The organism is Streptomyces sp. NPDC049813 (assembly GCF_044465085.1).
Classification (GTDB): domain Bacteria; phylum Actinomycetota; class Actinomycetes; order Streptomycetales; family Streptomycetaceae; genus Streptomyces.
Genome location: NZ_JBITLI010000002.1, coordinates 512,263 through 528,123 on the forward strand (window position 1 = coordinate 512,263; position 15,861 = coordinate 528,123).

Consider the following 15,861-nt stretch of genomic DNA (forward strand, 5'->3'; position numbering starts at 1 on the left):
CGACGGCGCCGCACCGGCCGAGGCACCCGCACCCCGGCACCCCGGCGACCACCCCGCCTAAAACGTCAACACCCCCCGCGCCACCCGCCCCGCCTCCGCGTCCTCCACCGCCTTCCCGAACTCCTCCACCCCGTAGGTGCGTGTCACCAGCTCGTCCAGCAGCAGCCGGCCCTGCTCGTAGAGCCGCGCGTACAGCCGGACGTCGCGCTGCGGCCGCGACGACCCGTACCGGCACCCCAGCACCGACTTGTCCAGGAACAGCGCGGCCGGCACGAACGACGCCTCCGCGTCCGCCGCCGGCATCCCGAGCAGCACCGCCTGCCCGTGCCGGTCCAGCAGGTCGATCGCCGCCCGCACCAGCTCCACCCGTCCCACGCACTCGAAGACGTGATCGGCGCCGTCCGGCAGCACGTCCCGCACCCGCGCCACGTCCGTCAGGAACTCCGTCGCCCCGAACTGCCGGGCCACCGCCGCCTTCTCCGGATTCGCGTCGACCGCCACCACCGTCGACGCCCCCGCGATCCGCGCCCCTTGCAGCACGTTCAGGCCCACCCCGCCCGCCCCGATCACCACGACGGACTCCCCCCGGTCCACCCGCGCCCGGTTCAGCACGGCCCCGACCCCGGTCAGCACCCCGCACCCGATCAGGGCGGCCGACGTCAGCGGGAGGGACGCGGGAATCCGCACGGCCTGCACCGCCTTCACCACGGTCCGCTCGGCGAACGCCGAGTTCGACGCGAACTGGTACACCGGCTCCCCGCCCCGCGAGAACGGCTGCCCCGGCCTCCCGATCGCCCGGCGGCACATGGTCGGCCGCCCCCGGTCGCAGTCGGCGCAGGTCCCGCAGTTGGCCAGCGTGGACAGCGCCACGTGGTCGCCCGGCACGACATGGCGCACCCCCGCCCCCACCGCCTCGACGACCCCCGCGCCCTCGTGCCCCAGCACGACCGGCCGCGGGAACGGGATGGTCCCGTCGATCACGGACAGGTCCGAGTGGCACAGCCCGGCGGCGGCGACCGCGACGAGCACCTCCCCGGGCCCCGGCCCCCGTACCTCCAGGTCGTCGACGACCACCGCCCGCCGCCCGTCGAACAGCACACCCCTCATCTCCTACGCCTTCTCCCTGGGAAGGCCGAGCACGCGCTCGGCGATGATGTTCCGCTGGATCTCGTCCGAACCGCCGTAGATCGTGTCGGCCCGGCTGAACAGGAACAGCCGTTGCCGCTCGTCGAGTTCGTAGGGCGCGGCGGCGTCCCAGTCGCGGGGCCCGACGGCTCCCCGCGCTCCGCGCACGCGCACCGCCAGCTCCCCCAGCCGCCGGTGCCACCCGCCCCACAGCAACTTGGCCACACTCGGCACGCCCACACCGCCGACAAAGCCGACACCGCCGACACCACCCGTATCAGCCACATCGCCCGCACCGCCCAGTGTCCGTACCGCGTTCCACCGCATGACCCGCAGCTCGGCCCAGAGCCGGACGATCTCCCCGCGCACCACCGGGTCCCGGTCCGCCCCCGACGCGACCGCGCACCGCACGACCGCCCGCAGCTCCTCCGCGAACCCCACCTGCTGCGCCAGCGTCGACACCCCCCGCTCGTACCGCAGCAGCCCCGTCGCGACCCGCCACCCCTCCCCCACGCCGCCCACGACCTCCGCGGCGACGGCCCCGTCGAAGAACACCTCGTTGAACTCGCTGGTCCCGGTCAGCTGCCGGATGGGCCGTACGTCGATCCGGCCCGGCTGGTCCATCGGCACCAGCAGGAACGAGAGCCCCCGGTGCCGCACCGACCCCGCCTCCGTGCGCGCGAGCACGAAGCACCAGTCGGCCTCCCGGGCCAGCGAGGTCCACACCTTCTGCCCGGTGACCCGCCACCGCCCGTCACCGCCTCGCGCCGCGGCCGTCCGTACGGAGGCGAGGTCCGACCCGGCGCCGGGCTCGCTGTACCCCTGGCACCACAGCTCCTCGCCGCGTGCGACGGGCGGCAGGAACCGCCGCCGCTGCTCCTCGGTGCCGTGGGCGAGCAGCGTGGGCGCCAGCAGGTTCTCCCCGATGTGGCCGCACCGCGCCGGAGCACCGGCGCGCGCGTACTCCTCGGCCCAGACGACCTGCTGGGTCAGCGAGGCCCTGCGCTGCCCGTACGCCCCCCGCGCCCGCGTCCGCCCCTGCTCGCCCCGGGCCCCCGGCTCGGCCCACCCCAGCCCGATCCAGCCCCCGGCGCCCACCTCCCGCTCCCACGCCCGCCGCACCCCTGCCCCCAGGTGCTCGCTGCCGGGCCCGCCGGGCCCCGCACCGGCCCCCACGGCGAACCGCCCGACGAGGTGCGCGCCGAGCCACTCCCGCGCCGCCCGCCGGAACGCACCGTCCTGCGCCCCGATCCCGAACTCCATCCCGACCGCCCTCCCCGCACCCGGGCACCAGGGCCCGTCCCCACGTTTGCCGACACCGCGCCCGCCGCCTACCGGTTGGGCCGCTCCCGCGCCGCCGCGGCCCGGGCCATCTCCGCCACGGCGTCGAGCAGCGGCATGGGGTCGGTCCCGACGGTCCCGGGCAGGAAGTCGGCGATCCGCTCGGGCGTCCAGGGCCCCTCCGCGTACCCGGCGCGCAGCTCCCGCGGCTGTGCCCAGACGGCGATCTTGGGCCCGGCGACCGTGTAGACCTGGCCGGTGATCCCCTGCGCGCGGGCCCGGTCGCTGAGCAGGTAGACGACGAGCGCGGCCACGTCCTCCGGCTCCCCGATCTCCTTCAGCTCCATGGGCACGTCGGCGGACATCCGCGTACGGGCGACCGGCGCGACGGCGTTGGCGCTCACCCCGTACTTGTGCAGCCCGAGGGCCGCGCTGCGCACCAGCGAGATGATCCCGCCCTTGGCGGCGCTGTAGTTGGCCTGGGCCACCGATCCCTGGTGGTTGCCGCTGGTGAAGCCGATGAGGGTGCCGGAGCCCTGCTTGCGCAGGACGGCGGCAGCGGCCCGGAAGACGGTGAAGGTGCCCTTCAGGTGGGTGGCCACGACGGCGTCCCACTCCTGTTCGGACATGTTGAAGAGCATCCGCTCCCGCAGGATGCCGGCGACGCAGACCACCCCGTCGAGCCGGCCGAACTCCGTCACGGCCACGTCGACCACCCGCTGCCCCCCGGCCATGGCCGACACGTCGTCGGCGACGGCGACGGCGGTGCCGCCCGCGGCCTCGATCTCCTTCACCACGCCCTGCGCCACCTCGGAGGTGGGCTCGGCGCCCGCCACGGAGACCCCGTAGTCGTTGACGACGACCTGGGCGCCCTCGGCGGCGCAGGCGAGCGCCACCGCCCGCCCGATGCCGCGCCCCGCCCCCGTCACGGCGACGACCTTGTCAGCCAAGAAGTTCCCCACGCCCGGCCCCTTCCCGCGGTTTCTGACGATCCGTTAGATTCTGCCCGGGCTCGGATTCTACGACCCGTCAGCTACCACGGCACAAGACCCGGGAGGCCTCCGATGCCGCTGCCCGCCGACTTCCACGACATCGCGAAACGCGTGAACAACTGGGGGCGTTGGGGGGCGGCGGACGAGATCGGCACCCTGAACCTCATCACCGACGAGGCGGTCCGCGGGGCCGCGGCCGAGGTCCGCACGGGCCGCCGCGTGCCGCTCGCGCTCCCGCTCGAACAGGACGGCGTGCAGACCGGCCTGATCCCGGGCCGGGTCAACCCGTTGCACACGATGGTGCAGATCAATCAGCAGATCTTCGGCCCGGACACCGTCGCGACCAGCGACGACGCGGTGACCATGGGGTTGCAGGCGGCCACCCACTGGGACGCGCTCAGCCACGTCTCGCACTCGGGGCGGCTCTACAACGGCCGCCCGGCGCACTCCGTCACGGCGCACGGTGGCGCCGGGTTCAGCGGCATCGACAAGATCCCGTACGTCGTCGCCCGGGGCGTCCTGCTCGACGTGGCGGCGGCCAAGGGCCTGGACCGGCTCCCCGGCGACCACGCGGTCACCCCCGCGGACCTGGACGAGGCGGCCGAGTTCGGCCGGGTCGGACTGCGTCCCGGCGATGTCGTCCTGGTCCGCACCGGGCAGATCCAGCTCTGCCTGGCGGGCGACAAGCACGCCTACGGCCATCCGTCACCGGGCCTGTCGGTGCGCACCCCGGAGTGGTTCCACGCCCACGACGTGGCGGCCGTGGCGAACGACACCCTGACCTTCGAGATCTTCCCGCCGGAGATCGAGGACCTCTGGCTGCCCGTGCACGCCCTCGACCTGGTGGAGATGGGCATGATCCAGGGCCAGAACTGGAATCTCGAAACCCTGTCCACAGCCTGTGGAGAAGAAAGCCGCTACACCTTCCTCCTCGCGGCGATGCCCGAACCGTTCAGGGGGGCGACGGGCACACCGGTGGCGCCCGTGGCGGTGCTCTGAGGTCCGGGCGGCGGCCGCCCGCCGATGTGCGGCGCGGCGGCTGCCGGACAGCGGTGCGCCGATCCGCGCCCGGCAGCCGCCCGGCGCCCCCGTGACGGCGATCCGGCCGGCTCCGGGGCCCCCGTCACAAGGACTCCCGGCGTCCCCTCGTGGCGGATCGCTCCCCCTCAGCGTGTTCATCCGGACACGAACCGTCAACACCGGGCCGGATATTTGCCGTTGATGTGCCCGCCGTCCGGGCGCGCACCGCAACACGGACCGGGGGCGGTCCGGCGCGCCGCCCCGGACCCGCCCCGGGGCGTCAGACCGCTTCGAAGGCCACGTTGTCGTAGCCGCCCACGCCGTCGAAGCCGCTCACACCCACGCCTCCGGCGGCGGCCGCGCAGCGGTCGATCTCGCACCAGATGGCCTTGCCCGCGCCCTCGGGCCGCCAGCCCCAGCGGTCGGCGAGGCCGTCGACGAGCTCCAGGCCGCGCCCGTTCGTCTCGTCGCCGTCCGCGTGCCGGGGAGCGGGGGGCCGGGCGCTGGTGTCGGAGACCTCCACCCGCACGGTGCCGGGCGACTGCTCCTCGCCGCCGTGCAGCACCATGCGCAGCACCGCCGGGTGACCGGTGTGCACGACGGCGTTGGTGACGAGCTCGGAGACGAGCAGGAGCAGCGTCTCGGCCAGCGGCTCGTCGGCCTGTATACCCGAACCGGCGAGGCGCGTCCGCACCCACCTGCGGGCCCGTCCCACCTCCGCGGGGTCGGCCCCGACCTCCAACTGAACCTGAAGCAGCTGCACCGCTCACACCATCCGAACCGGCGGACACGTCGCCTCGCGCCACTGACCATCCTGGTCACTGCCCGGGATCACGGTCCGTGATCCCGTTGCTGCACAGCATGGTTGACGTACAGTCACCCCAACAAGCGCTTCGGGCATATTCCAGCGCGAAGGAGTACGCGTGCGGCATACTGTGCGACGCGTCTTGAGGGGGGTCGAACAGGCAGGCGTGCCGCTCCGGCCTGCGCCGCGAACGGCGGGCATCCCCGGCCCCGGAGCCGCCTCAGAGGCAACACCGGCACCGTCGCTCGGGTTCAGCACCACTCGCATCTGCCACAAGGTACCGGAGCGGGAGGCCGACTCCATGCCGTGACGAGCCTCCCGAAGGACACAACCCGGTATCGACGCACCGTCACTGTGCGTACACCTTTCCTCAGGGCGCGCGGCTCCCGCGCGGGATGTACCGGCCATCCGCTCACAGCGCGGCGGCGAGCACCTCCTCCGCGGCCCGCGCGCCGCCGGCCAGTTCGGCGCGGACCCAGGCCCGCTTCAGATGCAGATGGACCTCGGCTTCCCAGGTGAAGCCCATGCCGCCGTGGACCTGGAGGCAGTCGCGGGCACCCTGCACGGCGGCCTCGCCGGCGAGCAGCGCGGCGGCGGCGGTCTCCACCGGGTCCCGGGTGACGGCCGCCGCGTACACCGCCGCACGGGCGACCTCGGTCCGTACGAGCATGTCGGCGCACAGGTGTTTGACGGCCTGGAAGGCGCCGACCGGGCGACCGAACTGGTGTCGTTCCCGGGCGTGTTGGACGGCCAGGGCGAGGGTGCGTCCGGCCGAGCCGAGCTGCTCGGCGGCGTACAGCAGGGCTGCCTCGTCCCGGGGCGGCGCCGCCGGGCCGCCGCCGGGCGTGGCGTGCAGCGGTGTGAGCGGGTCGACCGAGGCGAGCGGCGCGGCGTCCGTGACGTCCCCGCGGACCGCGTCGGCCGCCTCCAGCCAGGGCACGAGCCCGTACCAGGGCCGCGTCACCACCGCCTCGCCGGCCGACGCGCCCGGCACCTCGCCCGCCGCGAGGAAGGTGGCCACCAGCGGACCCGGCAGCAGCGCCCGTCCGCACTCCTCGAAGACCACGACGGCCTCCGGCAGGCCGAGCCCGAGACCGCCCGCGGAGGACGGCAGGCCGAGCGAGAAGAGGCCCGCGGCCCCCAGCTCCCGCCACAGCGCCCGGTCGAGCCCGGGCCGGTCCACCGCCTCGCGCAGGGCGTCCGGCCCGAACCGCCGGGCGAGCAGCTCCCGGGTGCCGTCCCGCAACGCGCGCTGGTCGCTCGTCAGTCGGAAGCGCACCGTCATCGCCCCTCTCCGGCCGGTCCCGGCTCCCGCGGCAGGCCGAGGATGCGCTCGGCGACGATGTTGCGCTGGATCTGCGACGTCCCGGCCGCGATCGTGTAGGAGAGCGAGGAGAGCCGGTCGCGAGTCCACTCCTGGCCGGTGTCGAGCGCCCCGGCACCGCCGAGGACCCCGGCGGCCACGTCGTAGAGCCGCTGCCGGGCGTGGGAGTAGCGCAGCTTGAAGACGGAGCCGCCGACGCCCGGCACGCCGCCGCTCGCCTGGGCCTCGCTGACGTTCCACTGCGTAAGCCGCCACAGCGCGCCGAACTCGGCGTTCAGCCGTCCCAGTTCGCGGCGCAGGACGGGATCGTCCCAGCGGCCTGTCCTGCGGGCGTGCGCCGCGAGGTCGCCGAGGGTGCGCCGGCAGGCGACGACCTCCCCGACGAAGGCGGTGCCGCGCTCGAAGGAGAGGGTGACCATCGTGACGCGCCAGCCGTCGTTCTCCGCCCCGACCCGGTTGGCGACCGGGACCCGGACGTCGTCGAGGAACATCTCCGCGAACTCCGTGGACCCGGCGAGCGTGCGCAGCGGGCGCACGGTGATCCCCGGGGTGTCCATCGGCAGGGCCAGCCAGGAGATGCCGCGGTGCCTGGGGGCGCCGGGGTCGGTGCGCACGAGCAGCTCGCACCAGTCGGCGACCTCGGCGTGCGAGGTCCAGATCTTCGATCCGTTGATCACATACGTGTCGCCGTCGCGGACGGCGCGCGTGCGCAGGGCGGCCAGGTCGGAGCCCGCGTCCGGTTCGCTGAACCCCTGGCACCACACGGCGTCGCCGCGCAGGATCGGCGCCAGCCAGCGCTCCCGCTGCCGGGCGCTGCCCTCGGCGGCGACGGTGGGCCCGGCGTGCAGCAGGCCGACGAAGTTGGCGCCGACATAGGGCGCGCCCGCCCGCTCCGTCTCCTCCAGGAAGATCAGCCGGGTGGTCGGGGAGGCGTCCCAGTGGACCTGCCCGTAACCGGCGTCGTGGAGCCGGCGCTGCCAGCCGGTGTCGTAGGCGCGCCGCCCCGGCCAGTCGTCCGGCGACGGGCGCGGCGGCAGCGCCGGCAGCGCGGCGGCGAGCCACTCCCGCAGCCCGGCCCGGAACTCCTCTTCCTCGTCGGTGTACGCGAGGTCCATGCCCGGCCTACTCGCCGCGCACGGCGTGCCCGGCGCCCTTGTCGTCCTTGGCGCCCTTATCGAGGTCCAGGTCCAGCATGCGGATGGCGTTGCCGCGCATCAGCTTGTACACGGTCGCCTCGTCGAGACCCTTCACGTGGTCGAGGGCGACGTCCTTGGTGTGCGGGAAGGTGGAGTCGACGTGCGGATAGTCGGTCTCGAAGGTGGCGTTGTCGCGGCCGACGGCGTCCAGCGAGGCGACACCGTGCTTGTCGCGGAAGAAGCAGCAGAACATCTGCCGGTAGTAGTACGTGGACGGCGGCTCGGGGATCAGGTCGCGGACGCCGCCCCAGGCGCGGTGCTCCTCCCACACGTCGTCGGCGCGTTCCAGGGCGTACGGGATCCAGCCCATCTGCCCTTCGCTGTAGGCGAGTTTGAGCGTCGGGAACCGCACCAGGACGCCACTGAAGAGGAAGTCCATCATCGAGGCCATGGCGTTGTTGAAGCTGAGCGAGGCCTGCACGGCGGGGGGTGCGTCCGGGGAGGCGGCGGGCATCTGGGAGGAGGAGCCGATGTGCATGTTGACGACCGTGCCGGTCTCCTGGCACGCGGCGAAGAAGGGGTCCCAGTACCCGGAGTGGATCGACGGGAGTCCCAGGTACGTCGGGATCTCGGAGAAGGTCACGGCGCGCACGCCCCGGGCGGCGTTGCGCCGGATCTCGGCGACGGCCAGGTCGATGTCCCACAGCGGGATCAGGCAGAGCGGGACGAGCCGGCCGCCGCTGTCGCCGCACCACTCCTCGACCATCCAGTCGTTGTAGGCGCGCACGCAGGCCAGGGCCACTTCCTTGTCGTGCGCCTCGGCGAAGGTCTGGCCGCAGAAGCGCGGGAAGGTCGGGAAGCACAGGGACGCCTCGACGTGGTTGAGGTCCATGTCCGCGAGGCGCGCCGCGGGGTCCCAGCAGCCTCGCCGCATCTCCTGCCGGGTGATCCCCTCCAGGGTCATCTCGTCCCGGTCGAAGCCGACGGCGGCGATGTTGCGCTTGTACGGGAACTTCAGGTCCTCGTAGATCCACCAGTCGGCCGGCGGGCCGTCGGGGTCCATGGTGATCTGGTACTTGCCCGCCACGTACGCGAGTTCGCCGATCCCTGCGGTGAGCGGCCGGGGGCCGCGGTCGCGGTACTTCGCGGGCAGCCAGGTCTCGAAGAGGTGGGCCGGTTCGATCACATGGTCGTCGACGCTGACGATGCGCGGCAGTTCCGTCATGAGTACTGAGCCCCTCCGCCATATCTGATGACCCGTCAGATGCAGGCTAGCCCCGCACCTCTGGACCGACAAGAAGGACGGACCTACGCTCTCCCTCATTCTGACGCTCCGTCAGTTCCGGGCGCCGGCCCGGGTCCGCAATGGGGGTCACGGCCATGACGCAGAGCACCGCACACGCCCTGAGCACCTCGCGCACCCTCTGGGAGCTGGTCGAACGCCGCGCCGCTCTCACCCCGGACCGCCCCGTCCTGCTCCAGGGCGGCCGGACCCTGACCTTCGGCGGGCTGCGCGACCGCGCCGAACGCGTCGCGGCCGCCCTCCACCTGCGCGGCGTCCGCCCCGGCACCGTCGTCGCCTGGCAGCTGCCCACCCGCATCGAGACGGCCCTGCTCACCTTCGCGCTGGCGCGCATCGGTGCGGTCCAGACCCCCGTCATCCCCTTCTACCGGGAGCGCGAGGTCGGCTTCGCGCTGCGCGGGTCGCGGGCCGACTTCTTCGCCACGCCCGGCGTGTGGCGCGGCTTCGACCACACCGCGATGGCGCACCGGCTCGGCGCCCGCGGGATCTTCGAGGCCTACGCGGACCTGCCGGAGGCCGACCCCGCCGTGCTGCCGCCCCCGCCCGCCGACGGCACCGCGGTCCGCTGGATCTACTGGACCTCCGGCACCACCTCCGACCCCAAGGGCGTGCTGCACACCGACCGGTCCCTGCTCGCGGGCGGCTCCTGCCTCGCCCACGCGCTGCGCCTGTCCGCCGCCGACGTCGGCTCCATGGCCTTCCCCTACGCGCACATCGCGGGCCCCGACTACACCGTGATGCTGCTGCTCTACGGCTTCCCCGCGGTGATGTTCGAAGAGTTCGCGCTGCCCGGCGCGCTGGCGGAGTACCGGCGGCACGGCGTCACCGTGGCGGGCGGCTCGACGGCGTTCTACTCGATGTTCCTGGCCGAGCAGCGCAAGGCGCCGCAGGACCGGCTGATCCCGACGCTGCGGCTGCTCGCGGGCGGCGGCGCGCCCAAGCCGCCGGAGCTCTACCACGCCGTGGTGCGCGAGATGGGCGTCCAGCTCACCCACGGGTACGGCATGACCGAGGTACCGATGATCACGATGGGGTCGCCGGACGACACGGCGCACCACCTGGCGACGACGGAGGGCCGGCCGCCCGCGGGCATGGAGATCCGGATCGTCGACGACGACGGCAAGCAGCTGCCCGCCGGCACCGACGGCGCGGTCCGGCTGCGCGGGGAGGCCGTCTGCCGGGGCTATCTCGACCCGCGCCAGAACGCGGACGCCTTCGACGCGGACGGCTTCCTGGTCACCGGCGACCTGGGGCACCTGCTCCCCAGCGGCCACCTGGTGCTCACCGGCCGCGCCAAGGACGTCATCATCCGCAAGGGCGAGAACATCTCCGCCAGGGAGATCGAGGACCTGCTCCACCGGCACCCGGCCGTCCGGGACGCGGCGGTCGTCGGCCTGCCGGACGCCGAGCGCGGGGAGCGGGTCTGCGCGGTCCTCGAACTGCACGAGGAACAGGCCCCGTTGACGCTGGAGGCCGTCACGGCGTACCTGCGCGGTCAGGGCCTGTCCCCGGTCAAACTCCCGGAACAGCTGGAGGTGGTGGCCGCCCTGCCCCGCAACGAGACGCTCCGCAAGGTCCTCAAGTACAAGCTGCGGGAGCGCTACGGGAGCGGGAGCGGCACCGACGGGGCCGGGGGCGGCGGGCTCACTCCGGGACGGTGAAGTACCGGGCGAAGCCCTGGACGACCTCCTCCTCGGAGATCCGGCCGTCGCCGTCCGCGTCCAGCGCGTCGACCGCGGTCCCGGCGAGGCCGTCCTCGACGCCCAGCGCCTTCAGCACCCGCCGGGCCTCCGGCGCGCCGATCCCGGCGTCGTCCGCGCCCGCGACCGCCAGGGCGCCCCGCAGGAACGGCCGCGCGATCTCGGCGAACCGCTCGGGGCTGTCCCGCAGCCGCTTCACGGCACCGGTGACGAACTCGCCGCGGGTCACCCGCTGGTCGCCGTCCACGTCGGCGATCCCCGCCATGCCCTGCCAGAACGCCTCGGCCCCGGCGAACAGCGCCTGCCCCTTGTCGCAGCGGGCCGTCGTGGAGAACTCGGCGAGGAGTGCCTTCGCCGCGACATAGAAGTCCTCGCGGTCGATGTAGCCGTTGCCGTCCTGGTCGAAGCCGGCGAACCGGTCCGCGATCCTCCGCTCGTCCATGCTCATGAGCCGCCTCTCGCATCGGTGGGTCCTACACCTGGGAGCGTACGTCGAACAGGCCCGACCAGGGCCACAAGTACGGGAGTTGGGGCAGATCCGGAGGATTGCGCCAACCCCGCGCTTGCGGACACCGTCCCGGGCCGGCGCTCAGGCCGACAGCGGCTCCGCCTCGTCGTCCACCGCCGCCGCGACGTCCGGGTAGACCTCGAAGAGGCGGCGCACGCCGAGGGCGCCGAGCACCCGGTTCACGTGCGAGCCGTCGACCGCGCCCTGCGCCGGCAGGATCAGCCGCAGCCGGCCCTGGCAGGAGCGCATCAGGCGGCGCGCGGCGATCAGCACGCCGACCCCGCTGGAGTCACAGAACAGCACGTCGGAGAGGTCGAGCACGAGACTGCGGCGCCCCTCGGCCACCGCGTCGTGGACCTGCTGGCGGAGCGCCGGTGAGGTCACGAGGTCCATCTCGCCCGACACCCGCACGACGGCCCACTCGCCCCGTCCTGTCTCGCTCATCCTGAGCGTCACGCGCCACGCCTCCTCCCGCTCACCGACGGCCCACATCCGGAACCTGTCCCTACGCTTGCACAGCGCGGCTGCCCGGCAGCGACACGCTGAAACACCCAGCAGACCTGCCCCGGCAGGACTTGTCAAAGCCCGGCCGGTCAGATTCGATCACTTACGGTCACTGCGGGGTGTCGTTCTTTACCACCCGCTACGGCACCGGCGCGCACAATGCGGGAAAGGAAGCGACGGGGCCGGTGCCGCGGTCTACATTCGGGTACTGGACACAACAGTTCAGCAGTTGAGCAGCACGGGCGGTCGGTGAGGGGGCCCCATGCCCAAGGAGACTCCGTCCCGCTGGGACCGGAGGATGCAGCAGCGCCTCGCGCACGGCGAGGCCGCCGCGCTCGGCGAGCTGTACGACCGCTTCGCGTCCCTGGTGCACGGCCTCGCCCACCGCGTCCTGGACGACGAGGACGCCGCCGACCAGATCACCCGCGAGGTCTTCACCCGGATCTGGGAGAACCCCGAGGCCTACGAGCCCCGGCAGGGACCCCTGCGCTCCTACCTCGCCACCCTCGCCCACCAGCAGGCCGTCCGGCAGCTGCGCAGCACCGAGTCGGCCGTCCTCGCCCGCACCGGCCTCGGCACCACCGAGGACCTGGAGCGCAAGGTCCGCCACGCCTCCGCCGCGGCCCGCGCCGACTACATCGTCACGTCGATGCCCGCCCCGCTGCGGGCCGCCCTGGAGCTCGCCTACTTCCAGCGCCGCGACTACCGCCAGACCGCCACCGACCTCGGCGTCACCGAGGACGAGGCCCGCCGCCGGCTCCGCCTCGGCCTGCAATTGCTCTCGACGGCGCGCGACAGCGGCACCCCGCCCGGCCGGCCCGGGAGGCCGGGATGAACGGTGAGCACGGGCCGGGCCGCTTCGACCCCTACGACTCCTATGACCCGTCCGGCAACGAACCGCCGGGCGGACCAGAGCCGGGCGGCCCCGCGGACGCGCCCCGCATACCGCCGCCGCGCGTCTCCGTCGAGGACGCCGCGCGCCCGCTGCCGGAGCCGCCCGCCCACCCGCCGCCCGTCCTGGACCACCGGGTCCTCACCTCGCTGCTCGGCGCCTGGGCCCTCGCCGCCTGCTCGCCCGAGGAGGCCGCCGCCGTCGACGCCCACCTGGGCGGCTGCGGCGCCTGCGCCGAGGAGGCGCTGCGGCTGCGCGACGCGGTGGGGCTGCTGCACGCCGAAGAGTCCCTCGACCTCGACCCCATGCTGCGCGCCCGCGTCCTGGAGGGGTGCCTCAGCCGGCGCCCGGCCCGCATCCCGGTCCCAGGCTGGGCCGCCCCGTACGACGCGGAGACCGCCCGGCTCGACGCGCTGCTCCAGGACATCGGGGACGACGAGTGGCACGCGCCGGTACAGCTGCGCTGGTACGAGCGCGAGGAGCAGGTCAGCCGCCGGACCACGGTCGCCGGGGTGATCGCCCATCTGACCGGCGTCGACGGGCTCGTCGCCCGCGCCCTCGGGCTCGACGATCCGCCGCCGGGCGCGGGGCAGCGCCCGGGCGCGGCCGCCGCGCTGGCCGGGCTCGGGCCCGCCGCGCGCACGGAGGCGTACTGGCGGGCGGAGTGGCTGCCGGCGTCGCGGGCCGTGCGCGGGACCTGGCGGGACCAGTCGCACGCCCTCATCCGCACGGTCTCCTTCGCCGGCTCGGACGCCGCCGGGGCCGGTGGGTCGGGGCTGCTGCCCGTCTCGTACGGCGACTTCGAGCTCGCGCTGCGGGACGCCATGGTCGACCGGGCCTTCGAGTGCTGGATCCACGCGGGGGACATCGCGGACGCCGTCGACTACCCCTACGAGCCGCCCGCGCCGCGCCACCTCGGCCGCATGATCGAGCTGGCCGCGCGGATGCTGCCCGGGTCGCTCGCCGCCCGCCGCGAGCTCGGGCTGCTCGCCCAGGACGGAGCCGGGCGCGGGGTGCGGCTGGAGGTCGAGGGGGCGGGCGGGGGTGAGTGGCTGATCTCCCTCGACGGGGGTGCGGCCGGGCGCGAGGTGGCGCATGTCGCGCTGGACGGGGTGGAGTTCTGCCGGCTCGCGGCGGGGCATGTGTCTCCCGACGAGGCGGCGGCCGGGCAGGTCGGTGACCGCGCGGCGATCCGGGACGTCCTCTGCGCCACGGCAGCGCTGAGCCGCTTGTAACGGGCCCCTGCCCGGCCCCCGCCCCGGCCTGCGCGGTTCCCCGCGCCCCTGGGCGGGCGTGTCGGCTGAGGCCCGGCGGTCCTTCTCGCACCGTTCCCCGCGCCCCGCAAAGGCCGTCCCTCACCTGACGCGCCATCGTGGCCGGTCGCGCAGTTCCCCGCGCCCCTGAGATGCGCACTTCGTGCGCTATCTCATCGGCCCCCGTGGAGCGGCCCCTGAGACCGGCTTGCAGGACGGTCCCCAAAGGCTGCGGCGAAGCCGCACGCCTTCAGGGGCGCGGGGAACGGCGCGAGAACCCCCACCGGGCCCGCAGCCGAAGAACAGGGGCGCACGCAGTGCGCCTTCCAGGGGCGCGGGGAACTGCGCGAGAAGCCCCACCGGGCCCGCAGGCGAACGACTACATAGGGGCGCGGGGAACTGCGCGATCAGCCCCCACCGGCCCGCGGGTGGGCGACTGTCCTAGGGGCGCGGGCCGCCGGGACGCGGCCGCACCCCCGCCGCGGGCTACGCGAAGACCACCGTACGGCGCCCATTCAGCAGAATACGCCGCTCCGCATGCCACTTGACGGCCCGCGCCAGCGCCTGGCACTCGACATCCCGCCCCACCGCGACCAGCTGATCGGGCGTGACGTCATGCCCCACCCGCTCGACCTCCTGCTCGATGATCGGCCCCTCATCGAGATCAGCGGTGACATAGTGCGCGGTCGCCCCGATCAGCTTCACCCCCCGCGCATGCGCCTGGTGGTACGGCTTCGCCCCCTTGAAGCTCGGCAGGAACGAGTGGTGGATGTTGATGATCCGCCCGCTCAGCTGCTTGCACAGGTCGTCCGAGAGCACCTGCATGTACCGGGCGAGCACCACCAGCTCGACGCCCTCGGCCCGCACCAGGTCCAGGACCTGCTGCTCGGCCTCGGCCTTGGTGTCCTTGGTGACCGGGATGTGGTGGAAGGGGATGTCGTAGGAGCCGACGAGCTCGCGGAAGTCGGTGTGGTTGGAGACGACCGCGGCGATGTCGACGGGCAGGGCGCCGATCCGCGCCCGGAAGAGGAGGTCGTTCAGGCAGTGCCCGAACTTGCTGACCATCAGGACGACCTTCATCCGCTCCGCGGCCGCGTGGATCTGCCACTCCATCTGGAAGGAGTCCCCGATGGCGGCGAAGCTGGCGCGCAGCTTCTCCACGGTGACCGGCGCCTCCGCGCTGAAGTGGACGCGCATGAAGAACAGCCCCGTGTCGTGATCGCCGAACTGCTGGCTGTCCTCGATGTTGCAGCCGGTCATGAAGAGGTAGCTCGACACGGCGTGCACGATGCCCTGCTTGTCGGGGCAGGAGAGCGTGAGGACGTACTGAGCGGGGCCGGTGGCGACAGGCGCGGGCGCGTTCATGCGAAAAGGTTCGCACACCGGCGGGGTCCGGCGTCGGCACGTCTTGGGTGCCGGACGCCCCGATCCGGCCCCGCGGCCGGTGCCGGCTACGCGGCCCGCGTCATGATCTGGAGCACTTCGAGCGTGCGGGGCGCGGTGTCCGGGTCCTCGCCGTCGCTGGTGGCGAGCCGCACGTGCGCGTCCCGCGCCGACCGGACGGCGTCCGGCCATCCGGGGTCGTCGAGGTAGGCGGAGACGGGCGCGTCCGGGCCGACCTGGTGCATGATCCGCAGCACCCGCAGCACGGCGGTGTCGACGAGCGCCGCCTCCTGCGAGTCGCGGAATATCGTCCCGACGTACTTCTCGGCGGACCAGTTGTCCAGCCAGGTGTCCTCGACGAGGCGGTAGACGGCGTCGGTCACGTCCCCGTACCCGTCCACGCCCGCCAGCCAGACGTTCCGCTGGAACGAGGGGTCGGAGAGCATGTGCAGCGCGGAGCGCACATTGCTGCGCCAGCGCCACCACGGCATGTCGTTGAGTGGCATGGCGCCCATCTTTGTGGAGCGACGGCCGCGGCGGGAAGAGTTCTCCGAGCTTTGCACGGTCATCGATCGTACGTTCCCGTCCCGGATCGCCCCGACCTCCCCCCGTAATTCACCTCCGCGTCACCCCAT

At 73.8% G+C, this 15,861-nt stretch carries 15 protein-coding genes; 4 read left to right on the forward strand and 11 right to left on the reverse strand.

Translation table 11 applies throughout. The features are described from left to right. Nucleotides 1-57: 57 nt before the first annotated feature. The 3 genes from ACIBW6_RS06425 to ACIBW6_RS06435 form a co-directional block, all read right to left on the reverse strand. Nucleotides 58-1,107 (reverse strand): alcohol dehydrogenase catalytic domain-containing protein, encoded by a 1,050-nt coding sequence (locus tag ACIBW6_RS06425; protein ID WP_399057243.1) that lies wholly within the window; start codon nucleotides 1,105-1,107, stop codon nucleotides 58-60. Nucleotides 1,108-1,110: 3 nt separating this feature from the next. Beyond that, on the reverse strand, nucleotides 1,111-2,388 hold the full coding sequence (locus ACIBW6_RS06430; RefSeq protein WP_399057245.1) for an acyl-CoA dehydrogenase family protein: 1,278 nt from the start codon (nucleotides 2,386-2,388) through the stop codon (nucleotides 1,111-1,113). Between the two features lie 68 nt (nucleotides 2,389-2,456). Next, nucleotides 2,457-3,368 (reverse strand): SDR family oxidoreductase, encoded by a 912-nt coding sequence (locus tag ACIBW6_RS06435; RefSeq protein ID WP_399057247.1) that lies wholly within the window; start codon nucleotides 3,366-3,368, stop codon nucleotides 2,457-2,459. A 102-nt stretch (nucleotides 3,369-3,470) separates the two neighbouring features. Between ACIBW6_RS06435 and ACIBW6_RS06440 the strand changes: the two genes are divergently transcribed. Next, nucleotides 3,471-4,397, forward strand: a complete 927-nt coding sequence (locus ACIBW6_RS06440) for a cyclase family protein (protein ID WP_399057249.1) — start codon at nucleotides 3,471-3,473, stop codon at nucleotides 4,395-4,397. Between the two features lie 301 nt (nucleotides 4,398-4,698). Here ACIBW6_RS06440 and ACIBW6_RS06445 read toward each other — a convergent pair whose 3' ends face one another. The 4 genes from ACIBW6_RS06445 to ACIBW6_RS06460 all read right to left on the reverse strand — a co-directional run bounded on the left by ACIBW6_RS06445 (nucleotide 4,699) and on the right by ACIBW6_RS06460 (nucleotide 8,908). Beyond that, a complete protein-coding gene (locus ACIBW6_RS06445; protein WP_399057251.1) occupies nucleotides 4,699-5,181 on the reverse strand; it encodes an ATP-binding protein in 483 nt (160 codons plus the stop codon). 454 nt (nucleotides 5,182-5,635) lie between these two features. Then, nucleotides 5,636-6,502 (reverse strand): acyl-CoA dehydrogenase family protein, encoded by an 867-nt coding sequence (locus ACIBW6_RS06450; protein ID WP_399057703.1) that lies wholly within the window; start codon nucleotides 6,500-6,502, stop codon nucleotides 5,636-5,638. Between the two features lie 2 nt (nucleotides 6,503-6,504). Beyond that, entirely contained in the window at nucleotides 6,505-7,662 is a 1,158-nt protein-coding gene (locus ACIBW6_RS06455) for an acyl-CoA dehydrogenase family protein (protein ID WP_399057253.1), read from the reverse strand. A 7-nt stretch (nucleotides 7,663-7,669) separates the two neighbouring features. Continuing rightward, nucleotides 7,670-8,908, reverse strand: coding sequence for an amidohydrolase family protein (locus tag ACIBW6_RS06460; protein WP_399057255.1), 1,239 nt, complete (start codon nucleotides 8,906-8,908; stop codon nucleotides 7,670-7,672). 155 nt (nucleotides 8,909-9,063) lie between these two features. On the opposite strand from ACIBW6_RS06460, the gene ACIBW6_RS06465 reads away from it, so the two are divergent. Then, entirely contained in the window at nucleotides 9,064-10,647 is a 1,584-nt protein-coding gene (locus ACIBW6_RS06465; RefSeq protein ID WP_399057257.1) for a class I adenylate-forming enzyme family protein, read from the forward strand. Here ACIBW6_RS06465 and ACIBW6_RS06470 read toward each other — a convergent pair. Continuing rightward, a complete protein-coding gene (locus ACIBW6_RS06470) occupies nucleotides 10,631-11,128 on the reverse strand; it encodes an EF-hand domain-containing protein (protein ID WP_399057705.1) in 498 nt (165 codons plus the stop codon). The genes ACIBW6_RS06465 and ACIBW6_RS06470 overlap by 17 nt on opposite strands. 147 nt (nucleotides 11,129-11,275) lie before the next feature. Next, on the reverse strand, nucleotides 11,276-11,638 hold the full coding sequence (locus tag ACIBW6_RS06475) for an STAS domain-containing protein (protein ID WP_399057707.1): 363 nt from the start codon (nucleotides 11,636-11,638) through the stop codon (nucleotides 11,276-11,278). A gap of 322 nt (nucleotides 11,639-11,960) precedes the next feature. On the opposite strand from ACIBW6_RS06475, the gene ACIBW6_RS06480 reads away from it, so the two are divergent. Continuing rightward, a complete protein-coding gene (locus ACIBW6_RS06480) occupies nucleotides 11,961-12,533 on the forward strand; it encodes a sigma-70 family RNA polymerase sigma factor (protein ID WP_399057259.1) in 573 nt (190 codons plus the stop codon). Next, nucleotides 12,530-13,825, forward strand: a complete 1,296-nt coding sequence (locus ACIBW6_RS06485; RefSeq protein ID WP_399057261.1) for a zf-HC2 domain-containing protein — start codon at nucleotides 12,530-12,532, stop codon at nucleotides 13,823-13,825. Before ACIBW6_RS06480 ends, ACIBW6_RS06485 begins: the two co-directional genes overlap by 4 nt. 504 nt (nucleotides 13,826-14,329) lie before the next feature. Here ACIBW6_RS06485 and purU read toward each other — a convergent pair. Further along, complete coding sequence (gene purU, locus ACIBW6_RS06490; RefSeq protein WP_399057263.1) at nucleotides 14,330-15,208, reverse strand: formyltetrahydrofolate deformylase; 879 nt, start codon at nucleotides 15,206-15,208, stop codon at nucleotides 14,330-14,332. Nucleotides 15,209-15,294: 86 nt separating this feature from the next. Further along, on the reverse strand, nucleotides 15,295-15,795 hold the full coding sequence (locus ACIBW6_RS06495) for a hypothetical protein (protein ID WP_399057265.1): 501 nt from the start codon (nucleotides 15,793-15,795) through the stop codon (nucleotides 15,295-15,297). Between the last annotated feature and the right edge of the window lie 66 nt (nucleotides 15,796-15,861).